Consider the following 11,425-nt stretch of genomic DNA (forward strand, 5'->3'; position numbering starts at 1 on the left):
AGCCGTCCCTGAGCCTGTCTGGCTCCGCCCCCGCCGCGTTCAGACCAGCGCGGGATAGTCCGTGAAGCCGCGCTCGTCCCCGCCGAAGAACGTGGCGGAGTCGGGCGTGTTGTACGGCCCCCCGGCCGCGAGGCGGCGCGGCAGGTCGGGGTTGGCGAGGAACAGGGCACCGTAGGACACCAGGTCCGCGGTGCCGTCCTCGATCAGCGCGAGCGCCTCGGGCGGGGTGGGCCGGCGCTCGGACCAGACGTTGAGGACGAGGGTGCCGGCGTACTGCTTGCGCAGCCGCAGCGTCAGCCCGCGGTCCACCCCCTCGACCAGGTGCAGATAGGCCAGGCCGAACGGTTCGACCGCGCGCACCAGGGCGCTGTAGACGGCCTCGGGCTCGGGCTCGGCGATGTCGTTGTACGGGTTTCCGGGGGAGATCCGCAGGCCGGTGCGGTCGGCGCCGATCGCGTCGGCCACCGCGCGGGTCACCTCGACGGCGAACCGGACGCGGTCCTCGTCGCCGCCGCCCCACGCGTCGGTGCGGCGGTTGGTGTTGGGGGCCAGGAACTGGTGGACCAGGTAGCCGTTGGCGCCGTGGATCTCGACGCCGTCGAAGCCGGCCTCGATCGCGTTGCGGGCGGCCGCCGCGAAGTCGGCGATGGTGGCCCGGATCTCCGCGTCGTCCAGCTCGCGCGGCGCGATGAACTCCTTCGGCCCCTCATGGGTGTACACCACGCCCTCGGCGGCCACCGGTGAGGCGCTGACCGGGACGAGCCCGTCCGGCAACAGGTCCGGGTGGCCGATCCGCCCGGCGTGCATCAGCTGGGCGAAGATCCTGCCGCCCGCCGTGTGCACGGCGTCGGTCACCGTCCGCCAGGCGGCGATCTGCTCCGCGCTGTGCAGCCCGGGGGTGTCGGGGTAGCCCTGGCCGACGGCGCTGGGCTGGATCCCCTCGGTGATGATCAGCCCGGCGGAGGCGCGCTGGGCGTAGTACTCGGCCATGGCGGGAGTCGGGGTGGCGCCGGGGCCGAAGGCGCGGCTGCGGGTCATCGGGGCCATCGCTATGCGGTTGGGCAGCCGGATGCCGGCGAGGTCGATGGGGTCGAAGGCGTTGGACATGAGGATCTCCCCAGAATTTATGTGGTCGGCCAACCAATCAACCGCGCAGCATGCCGACACATTCCTTGGCCGGCCAACATAATGGGTTCATGACCCCGACGAACCGCCGCGCCGCCACCGAGGACCCCGTCTGTACACCGTCGGCACCCTGCGGCGTCACCAACATCAGCCACGCGGTGTTCCGCACCGCCCGCGCCCACCGCATGGCCGCCGGCCGGCTGCTGCGCGGCGCCGGCCTCTACGCGGGGCAGGAACTGCTGATGATGCGGCTGTGGGACGCGGGACCCCAGCGCCAGTCGGATCTGATCAAAGTGCTGGAGCTCGACCCCTCGACGGTCACCAGGATGGTTCAGCGCCTCGAACAGTCCGGCCTGGTCACCCGGCGCCCCGACCCCGACGACGGGCGCGCGGTCCTCGTCGAGGCCACCGAGGCGGGACACGCGCTGCGCACCCCCGTCGAGGACGCGTGGCGGAGGCTGGAGGAGATCACCGTCGCGGGCCTCTCTGCGGACGAGCGCCAGGAGCTGGCCCGGTTGCTGGCCCGGGTCGAGGGCAGCCTCTGCGACGCGGCCGACGGGCCGGCGGACGTCTGCTGAGACGGGGGCCGGTCAGGTTCGGCGGCCGGCGGCCCGGTCGGCGTCGGAGGTCAGCGGTCGGCGTAGTCGTACGCCGCCGACCGCCGCGACGACACCACGCGGGTGGAACGCCGTCGGCGCGGATCGTTGCGGAAGGCCTGGAACGCCACCGTGCCGGTCACCGCGAGGAACGCGGCGCCCATCACCGGATAGACCGCGGAGAGTGCCATCTGGCCGCCGCTCTGCCCCAGTTCGAACCGCTGGGCACCGTGCGGGACCATCCACAGCATGAAGGAGCAGAACAGCACCCCCGCCGTGGCCGCTCCCGCCGCCCACAGCGGATCCCGGCGGCGCAGCGCCTCGGTGCCGAGCAGGACCACCATCGGCACCCCCCACACCCAGTGGTGCGACCAGGAGATCGGGCTGACCAGCAGGGCGGTCACGGCGCAGGCCAGCGTCGCCCACGCCACGTTGTACGGGAGCCGGTCCCCGGCGAGCAGCGCCGCGACCGAGATGGCCAGGCCCGCGCAGCCGACGACGGCGGCCGCCAGCAGCCAGCCGCCGCCCGGGTCGGCGGTGTGCAGGGCGCGGGCGAAGATCCCGCGCAGCGACTGGTTGGCGGTGTCCTCCCCGTAGCCGACCCGGTCCGCCGCGAAGAGCATCTCGGTCCAGAACCGCCGTGAGTCGTGCGGCAGCGCGATCGCCGCCATCACCACCGTCCCGACGAACGTCATGACGGCCACCGCCGCGCGCCGCAGATGCGGGTTCCAGGGGTTGTGGCCGCCCCGCAGCCGCCGCCAGCCCAGGGCCACCCCGGCCAGCGCCAGCAGCACGGCGAACAGCGCGGGCGTCAGCTTGACGCCCGCCGCGATCCCCGTCCCGAACCCGGCCCAGCGGTGGCCCACGCGCCGCGTCAGGTCCCAGAGCACCAGCACGGCCAGCAGCAGATTGATCTGCCCGTACCGCAGGGTCGTCCACACCGGCTCGCACCACACCGCGACCGACGCGACGGCCAGCGTCACCGCCGCGGCGGGCAGCTTGGTCGGCCGCCCGGTCAGCCGCAGCGACAGATGGACCAGCACCACCAGCAGGCCCAGATTGGCCACCGTCGCCGCCGCGCGCATCGCGCCCACGCCGATCCAGGTCAGCGGCATGAACATCAGCGCGGCGAAGGGCGGGTACGTGGTCGGCAGCTTCGCGTACGTGGCCCGCATGTCGTACAGATCGCCGCCGCTGCGCGCGGTCGCCCCCTCGGCCCGGTAGACCATGAGGTCGATCATCGACACGTGGGAAGCGCGCTGCGCCAGCCAGAAACCGACGAAGGATGCCAGGCAGACCACCGCGGCGAGCAGCGTCGGTCGCCGCAGAATGAACGTCCTGGCCGCGAGAACCCGGGTGTCGGCGGTCAGCTGCGTCGCTGTCACAGTGCTCTGCTCCAGGGGTACTGGTGGGGGGCACGGGGCGCCGGTGTACCTGGCACGGAATCCCGACAGTACCTGGCCGGGCCGCTGAAAGCAGGGGCACACGCGCTCCGGGTGAGCCCCTGCGCCCCGGGTAAACGATTTGGCGAAACACCCCCAGGGCCGTGTAATGTATGCCGAGTCGCCGGGGGAACCCGGCGGGGCACAACGCGGGGCTGTAGCTCAGTTGGTAGAGCGCTTGCATGGCATGCAAGAGGTCCGGAGTTCAATTCTCCGTAGCTCCACAATCAAGAAGGCCCGATCGCCGAACCGGCGGTCGGGCCTTCTTTCGCTGTCCGTGGCGCACGCTGTCCGCCACGCGACTTCCGGCACCCGAATCCCGCTCGCGCCGTTCCCCCGGCAGCCTGCCCTTCCTTGGCCTGCTCTTGGCAATTGCATGCCCCTGACATGAGCTTTTCGGCGACAGAGTGGCGCTCTGCGGTACGAGCCGTACGCATAGCGGCGACACCGTAATCGGCGTCAACTCGCTTCGCATGGGGGTTTCATGAGATTTGAGCGCAAACGAACGCGTGCCGGGCTGGCGGTGGCCGCAGCGCTGCCGCTGATGGCCGGCGCGCTCGCGCTGGGCACACCTGCCGCACAGGCCGACCAACCGCAGGGCAGGCAGCTGCTCACCGGCACCAAGCCGCTGTGGGCAACTGCCGGCGGGGACAAGGGCGACACGGCGGACGCCGGCGGCGTCAGCGCGCGTGTCTACCTGGCGGGCCGGGACGCGAAGGGCCTCACGGCCTATGCGACCGCGGTGTCCGACCCGAACTCGGCTTCCTACGGCAAGTATCTGACCGCGGCGCAGACGCAGGCGCGGTTCGGTGCGACGAAGGGCCAGATAGCCGCGGTCACCACCTGGCTGAAGTCCTCGGGCCTCAAGGTGACCGGTACCAACCAGCACTACATCACCGTGAGCGGTGACGTGGCCGCCGCGGAGAAGACGTTCGGCACCCAGCTGCACAACTTCACCAAGGACGGCAGGACCTACCACGCCCCGGCGACGACGGCGTCCGCGCCGGCGGCGCTCAACGGCGCGGTGCTCACGGTCGTCGGCCTGGACAACGCTCCCAAGCTCGCCAAGCACGACGAGGCGCTGCCGCCCCCCGGAGCGGTGTTCAAGAACGCCGGGCCGTTCTCGAGCTACTACGGCTCGAACACCAACAAGAAGCTCCCGTCCGCGTACGGCACCAAGGCGCCGTACGCGATCAAGGGCTACACCGGCAAGGACCTGCGCGCCGCCTACGGCGCGAAGAACTACACCGGCAAGAACGTCACGGTCGCGATCACGGACGCGTACGCCTCGCCGTACATCGTCCAGGACGCGAAGAAGTACGCCAGGAACAACGGTGACCAGGCGTACCGCAAGGGCCAGCTCTCCCAGGTGCTGCCCGCCGACTACAACTCGACCGAGGAGTGCGACGCGGGCGGCTGGTACGGCGAGGAGACGCTCGACGTCGAGGCCGTGCACGCCGTGGCCCCCGACGCCGACATCGTCTACGTCGGTGGCGCGTCCTGCCAGGACAACGACCTGCTCGACGCCCTGAACAAGATCGTCGACGGCCGGCTGGCCGACATCGTCTCCAACTCGTGGGGCGACGTCGAGGCCAACGAGACCCCGGACGTGGCCGCGGCCTACGACCAGACCTTCCTCCAGGGTGCTGTCGAGGGCATCGGCTTCTACTTCTCCTCCGGTGACTCCGGCGACAACGTCGCCAAGACCGGTGTGAAGCAGGTCGACACCCCCGGGAACTCCCCGTGGGCCACCTCGGTCGGCGGCACCTCGCTGGCCGTCGGCAAGGGCGAGAAGTACCAGTGGGAGACCGGCTGGGGCACCCAGAAGGCCGTTCTGTCGGCTGACGGCAACAGCTGGACGGGCTTCCCCGGCGCCTACACCTCGGGTGCGGGCGGCGGCACGAGCAACCTCTACGCGCAGCCGTTCTACCAGCGCAACGTCGTCCCCGACTCGCTCGCCCTCGCCAACGGCGGCGGCGTGAAGCAGCGCGTCGAGCCGGACATCTCGGCGGTCGCGGACCCGAACACCGGCTTCCTGGTCGGCCAGACCCAGTCCCTCGCGGACGGGTCGCTGGCGTACAGCGAGTACCGGATCGGCGGCACCTCGCTCGCCGCCCCGGTGATCGCCGGCGTCCAGGCCCTCGTGCAGCAGGCGCGGCACGGGATCCCGGTCGGTTTCGCCAACCCGCTGATCTACGACCGGTACGCCACCTCGGCCTACCACGACGTCACGGACCACCCGCTGGGCCAGGGCCGTGACCAGGCGGTCGTCCGCGTCGACTACGTCAACGGCGTCGACGCGGCGGACGGCACGATCACGTCGCTGCGCAGCCTCGGCAAGGACGCGTCGCTGCACGCCACGGTCGGCTTCGACGACGTCACCGGCGTCGGCACCCCCGGTGCCGACTACGTGACCTCGTACCTGCCGAAGAAGAACCACCGCTGACCGCAAGGCCGGCACAGGTACGGAGCGTCCGACGCAGTGCACGGGCCCGCACCGGGGCATTTCCGGTGCGGGCCCGTCGCGTGCTGCGGTAACCTGGCCGCATGCGTGCCGTACGCCTTCTGCTTAGCAAGCCGCACTGACAGCGATCCAGAGCGATCCGAGTCGGTGCGGCGGCCCCTCCTGTGCGAGGGGTTTTTTCGTTTCCGCAGGCAGGCAGCAGACGCGGCGTACGCCCGTCATGATCACGATGGAGCTTCGAGGACGATGAGCGAGACCACCGCCGCCACTGAGGCAGCCGAGCCGCACCGTACTGTGCCGACCTTCAAGTACACCGCTCAGCTGGCCGCCGACATCGAGGCCCGCTGGCAGGACTTCTGGGAGGCGTCGGGCACCTACGAGGCGCCGAACCCCAGCGGTGACCTGGCGGGCGACGCCGAGCTGGCCGCCAAGCCCAAGAAATTCATCATGGACATGTTCCCGTACCCCTCGGGTGCGGGACTGCACGTGGGCCACCCGCTGGGCTACATCGCCACCGACGTGTACGCCCGCCACCAGCGGATGACCGGCCACAACGTGCTGCACACCCTGGGCTTCGACTCCTTCGGGCTGCCCGCCGAGCAGCACGCGGTCGCCACCGGCACGCACCCGCGGATCTCGACCGAGGACGCCATCGAGAACATGCGGCGCCAGCTGCGCCGGCTGGGCCTGGGGCACGACATGCGCCGGTCGGTCGAGACGATCGACCCGGCGTACTACAAGTGGACTCAGTGGATCTTCCTGCAGATCTTCAACTCCTGGTACGACGAGGAGGCGGGCCGCGCCCGCCCGATCGACACCCTGGTCGAGCAGTTCGCCTCCGGCGCCCGTCGGGCCCCCGACGGCCGGGCCTGGGACGCGCTGAGCGCCATCGAGCGCGCCGACCTGCTGGGTGAGTACCGGCTGGCGTACGCGTCGGAGTCGCGCGTCAACTGGTGTCCGGGTCTGGGCACCGTGCTGGCGAACGAGGAGGTCACCGCGGACGGCCGCTCCGAGCGCGGCAACTTCCCGGTCTTCAAGTCCAAGCTGCGCCAGTGGAACATGCGCATCACGGCCTACGCGGACCGGCTGATCGACGACCTGGAGCCGCTGGACTGGCCCGAGGCCATCAAGCTGCAGCAGCGCAACTGGATCGGCCGCTCCGAAGGCGCCCGGGTCGACTTCGCCGTCGGCGACGAGAAGATCACCGTCTTCACGACGCGCCAGGACACCCTGTTCGGCGCCACCTACATGGTGCTGGCGCCCGAGCACGAGCTGGTCGAGAAGATCGTGCCGGCCGCGTGGCCCGAGGGCACCCACGAGGTGTGGACCGAGGGCCACGCCACCCCGGCCGAGGCCGTCGCGGCGTACCGCAAGATGGCCGCCGCCAAGTCCGACGTCGAGCGGCAGGCCGACGCCAAGGAGAAGACCGGCGTCTTCACCGGCGCCTACGCCGTCAACCCGGTCAGCGGCGACCAGGTCCCGGTCTTCATCGCCGACTATGTGCTGATGGGCTACGGCACCGGCGCGATCATGGCGGTCCCCGCCCACGACAGCCGTGACTTCGCCTTCGCCCGCGCCTTCGAGCTGCCGATGCGCTGCGTCGTCCAGCCCGGCGACGACCGCGGCACCGACCCCTCGACGTGGGACGAGGCCTTCGCCTCGTACGACGCGAAGCTGGTCAACTCCGCCAACGACGAGTTCTCGCTGGACGGCCTGGGCGTCGCCGACGCCAAGGCGCGGATCACCGAGTGGCTGACCGGCCGCGGCATCGGCGAGGCGACCGTCAACTTCCGGCTGCGCGACTGGCTGTTCAGCCGGCAGCGCTACTGGGGCGAGCCCTTCCCCATCGTCTACGACGAGGACGGCGTGGCCCACCCGCTGCCCGAGTCGATGCTGCCGCTGGAGCTGCCGGAGGTCGACGACTACTCGCCGCGCACCTTCGACCCGGAGGACGCGGACACCCGGCCGGAGACCCCGCTGTCCCGCAACGAGGACTGGGTCGACGTCGAGCTGGACCTGGGCGACGGCAACGGGACGCGCCGCTACCGCCGCGAGACCAACACCATGCCCAACTGGGCCGGCTCCTGCTGGTACGAGCTGCGCTACCTGGACCCGAACAACAGCGAGCAGCTGGTCGACCCCGCGATCGAGCAGTACTGGATGGGCCCGCGCGAGGGCCGGCCGCACGGCGGCGTCGACCTGTACGTCGGCGGCGCGGAGCACGCCGTGCTGCACCTGCTGTACGCGCGCTTCTGGTCCAAGGTGCTGTTCGACCTGGGGCACATCTCGTCCTCCGAGCCGTTCCACAAGCTGTACAACCAGGGCATGATCCAGGCGTTCGTCTACCGCGACAAGCGCGGCTTCCCGGTGCAGGCCACCGAGGTCGAGGAGCGCGACGGGGCGTACTTCCACCAGGGCGAGCCCGTCAGCCGCGTGCTGGGCAAGATGGGCAAGTCCCTGAAGAACGCCGTCACGCCGGACGAGATCTGCGCGGAGTACGGCGCGGACACCCTGCGCCTGTACGAGATGGCGATGGGCCCGCTGGACGTCTCGCGCCCCTGGGACACCCGCGCGGTGGTCGGCCAGTACCGGCTGCTGCAGCGGCTGTGGCGCAACGTCGTGGACGAGGAGACCGGTGAGGTCACCGTCTCCGATGCCGAGCCCGACGAGGCGACGCTGCGCGCGCTGCACAAGGCGATCGACGGCGTCGGCCAGGACCTGGCGGGGCTGCGCTTCAACACCGCCATCGCCAAGGTCACCGAGCTGAACAACTTCCTGACCAAGGCGGGCGGGGTGGTGCCGCGCACCGTCGCGGAGCCGCTGGTGCTGCTGGTCGCGCCGCTGGCCCCGCACATCGCCGAGGAGCTGTGGCGCCGGCTGGGCCACGACGGCTCGCTGGTCCACGCGCCGTTCCCGGTCGCCGACCCGGCACTGGTCCAGGACGAGGCCGTGATCTGCGTCGTGCAGATCAAGGGCAAGGTCAAGGCCCGTCTGGAGGTGGCGCCGACGATCTCCGACGCGGAGCTGGAGGAGCTGGCACTGGCGGACGAGGGTGTCGTCGCGGCGCTGGGCGGGGCCGCGGTGCGCAAGGTGATCGTGCGGGCACCGAAGCTGGTCAACATCGTCACCGGCTGACGCGGGACGGACCTCTGGTGCGGGCAGGCGGGGTGCGGGACGGACCCTTGCTGCGGGCGGGCGCCGGGTACCAGGGGTTTCCCTTACGGGCGGATTGGGGGCTCTGACGGAGCCACCGATCCGCCCGGTGCGTTTACCGTAGACGGTGTGGCCGCCCGGCTGCCCGCGTCCGTCCGACCGGAGGAGCACCCGTGGATATCGCCGTCGTTGTGCTGCTGCTGCTCTTCGCGTCGTTCGTGGCGGTGGGCGTCGTCGCCACCGTGCGGACCGTACGAGCGGTGAAGCGCGGGGTGGAACGCGGGAGCGCGCAGGCCCGGCGGGTGGTCGAGGACACCGCGCTCAAGGCACGCCGCTACACGCTGGGGTCGGCCGGCGAGCTCGCGCAGCTGCGGCTGAGCCTGCGCACCTCCATCGACAGCACCTACCGGGCGCTGGACGCCGGCTCCGCCGAGGACGCCTCCCTGTCCGAGGCGGCCGCGCTGCTCGCCCGGCTCAACGACCACGCGCGCGTGCTCGACACCGAGCTGAAGGTGCTGGAGCGCGAGCCGGACAAGGGGCGGATCGCCGACCGGCTGCCGTCGCTGGCCGAGCGCACCGAGCGGATCACCCACTCCGCCGACGCGCTGCGCTGGGCCGCCCAGGACCGGGCGCGGCAGTTCGCCGACGACGATCTGACCTCGCTGGCGCAGCAGATCGACATCGAGGCCGGGGCGCTGCGGCACTGGGCGCCGAGCACGCTTCCGACCGGTGACTCCTCGGGCGACCCCTCGGGCGGCCCTGTCGGCGGCAAGAAGCGCATCAGCCGTTCCTGACCCGGCGCTCCCGGGCGCGTCAGCCGGTACTGGCCGGACGGTCCCAGGCACATCAGCCGATCTTGACCCGGGCCGCACTGTCGCCACGCCCGGCCCCCGGGTAACCTCCCGCACATGTCCCCGCATGTCGCTATCGTCACGGATTCCACGGCCTACCTGTCGCAGGAGGCCTTGACCCGGCACAGCATCACCGTCGTTCCGCTGACCGTGGTGATCGGCGACGAGGCGTTCGAAGAGGGGACGGAAATCTCCGCCCCGGCGGTGGCCAGGGCCCTGCAGCGGCGGCGCCCCGTGACCACCTCGCGGCCCAGCCCGACGGAGTTCGCCGCGTGCTACCGGGCCGCGGCGGAAGCGGGGGCCGACCACATCGTCTCCCTGCACCTGTCCGCCGAGTTCTCCGGGACGTATGACGCGGCGCTGGTCGCCGCGCGCGACTCGCCCGTGCCCGTGCGGGTCGTCGACACCGGCATGGTCGCGATGGCGCTCGGCTTCACGGTCCTGGCGGCGGCCGAGACCGCCGGGTCGGGAGGAACGGCGGACGAGGTCGTCGCCGCCGCAGAGAAGCGCGCCGCCGACACCTTGGCGTTCTTCTACGTGGACACGCTGGACTATCTGCGGCGGGGCGGCCGGATCGGGGCGGCGCAGGCACTGTTCGGGTCGGCACTGGCGGTCAAGCCGATCCTGCAGTTGGTGGACGGCAGGATCGAGCCGCTGGAGAAGGTCCGTACGGCCTCCCGGGCGATCACGCGGCTGGAGGAGATCGCCGTCGAGCGGGCCGGCGGCCGGCGGGTGGCCATCGCGGTCCATCACCTGGCCGCCGCCGACCGGGCGGCGGCGCTGGCCGAACGGCTGCGGGAGCGGGTGCCGGGGCTGGACGAGCTGGTGGTGAGCGAGGTGGGCGCGGTGATCGGCGCGCACGCGGGACCGGGGCTGCTGGGAGCGGTGATCTCGCCGCACTGAGTGCGGGATGGCGGGAGGGCGGGAGTGCGTCGGCGGGCTGTCCACAGCCTGTGGGTTATCCACAGGATTTGACGGTGATCATCTTCGGTGGGTGATTCCGCTTAGTTTCGCGGCATGGGAACAACAGCGCTCACAGCGATCAGCCGCCGCAGTCACGTCCAGGGCATGCAGGGTGTTCAAGGTGTTCAGGAGACGGTGGGGGAGCGCGCTGCCGCGCTCTTCGATCCACCGGGCAAACGCCGGGATCCCGACCCGGGCACGGATCCGCCGTCGTCATCGCCACCGTCACCGCCTGCCGCACCCGCTGCACTTGCCGCGCCCGTCGCACCCGCAATCCCGCTCCGGGCGACCCCCTTCGAGCGGTTACGCGCCTTCCGCGGCTGGCTGTACGTGCGCTGCGGCCTGGAGTTCAGGACGGCCGCCGCGCTGCTGGTCGTGGTGGCTGTCGCCGTCGGCTTCGCCGTGCAGCACTTCTGGACCGGGCGCCCGCGAACGGTCTCGGCTCCGGCGCGGATCGACGGGCCGTCGCCCGGCGCGTCCCTGATCCCCGTACCGGGGCCGGGGCCCGCGCCCGGCTCCGGGCCGTCGGGGTTCGTGCCGGCGGCCGTCACGGCCCCGAAGACCGTCCTGACGGTGGATGTCGCGGGCAAGGCCCGCCGCCCCGGGCTGCTCCGGCTGCCCGGCGGCTCGCGGGTGGCGGACGCCCTCGCGGCGGCCGGCGGGGCGCTTCCGGGGACGGACACCAGCGCGCTCAACCTCGCCCGGGTGCTCTCCGACGGGGAGCAGGTCGTCGTCGGCGGGCCGGCCGCGCCCGCCGCCCCGGGGCCGGGCGGCGGCGCGCCCGCCGGCCCCGTGAGCCTCAACTCCGCGACCAGTGCCCAACTGGAGACC

8 protein-coding genes and 1 tRNA gene are annotated in these 11,425 nt (G+C 71.8%); 7 read left to right on the plus strand and 2 right to left on the minus strand.

Translation table 11 applies throughout. The features are described from left to right. Positions 1-39: 39 nt before the first annotated feature. Entirely contained in the window at positions 40-1,107 is a 1,068-nt protein-coding gene (locus O3X23_RS32830; RefSeq protein ID WP_269276045.1) for an alkene reductase, read from the minus strand. Positions 1,108-1,196: 89 nt separating this feature from the next. Here O3X23_RS32830 and O3X23_RS32835 point away from each other — a divergent pair, with 89 nt between their 5' ends. Further along, positions 1,197-1,703 carry a MarR family winged helix-turn-helix transcriptional regulator gene (locus O3X23_RS32835; protein WP_269276047.1) on the plus strand — a complete coding sequence of 169 codons (507 nt, stop codon included), beginning with the start codon at positions 1,197-1,199 and terminating at the stop codon, positions 1,701-1,703. A gap of 50 nt (positions 1,704-1,753) precedes the next feature. On the opposite strand, the gene O3X23_RS32840 is transcribed toward O3X23_RS32835, so the two are convergent. Next, complete coding sequence (locus O3X23_RS32840; RefSeq protein WP_269276049.1) at positions 1,754-3,106, minus strand: glycosyltransferase 87 family protein; 1,353 nt, start codon at positions 3,104-3,106, stop codon at positions 1,754-1,756. Positions 3,107-3,314: 208 nt separating this feature from the next. Between O3X23_RS32840 and O3X23_RS32845 the strand changes: the two genes are divergently transcribed. The 6 genes from O3X23_RS32845 to O3X23_RS32870 all read left to right on the plus strand — a co-directional run. Next, a tRNA-Ala gene (locus O3X23_RS32845) sits at positions 3,315-3,387 on the plus strand. A gap of 260 nt (positions 3,388-3,647) precedes the next feature. After that, entirely contained in the window at positions 3,648-5,609 is a 1,962-nt protein-coding gene (locus O3X23_RS32850; protein WP_269276051.1) for a S53 family peptidase, read from the plus strand. 264 nt (positions 5,610-5,873) lie between these two features. After that, a complete protein-coding gene (leuS, locus tag O3X23_RS32855; protein ID WP_269276053.1) occupies positions 5,874-8,762 on the plus strand; it encodes a leucine--tRNA ligase in 2,889 nt (962 codons plus the stop codon). Between the two features lie 191 nt (positions 8,763-8,953). Further along, a complete protein-coding gene (locus tag O3X23_RS32860) occupies positions 8,954-9,574 on the plus strand; it encodes a hypothetical protein (protein ID WP_269276055.1) in 621 nt (206 codons plus the stop codon). A gap of 114 nt (positions 9,575-9,688) precedes the next feature. Beyond that, the gene (locus O3X23_RS32865; protein WP_269276057.1) at positions 9,689-10,534 is read left to right on the plus strand and encodes a DegV family protein; all 846 of its coding nucleotides are present in this window, start codon (positions 9,689-9,691) and stop codon (positions 10,532-10,534) included. 114 nt (positions 10,535-10,648) lie between these two features. Next, the coding region (locus tag O3X23_RS32870; RefSeq protein WP_269276058.1) for an SLBB domain-containing protein at positions 10,649-11,425 on the plus strand (777 nt) is incomplete at its 3' end.

It is taken from the genome of Streptomyces sp. H39-S7 (assembly GCF_027158205.1).
Taxonomy (GTDB): Bacteria; Actinomycetota; Actinomycetes; order Streptomycetales; family Streptomycetaceae; genus Actinacidiphila.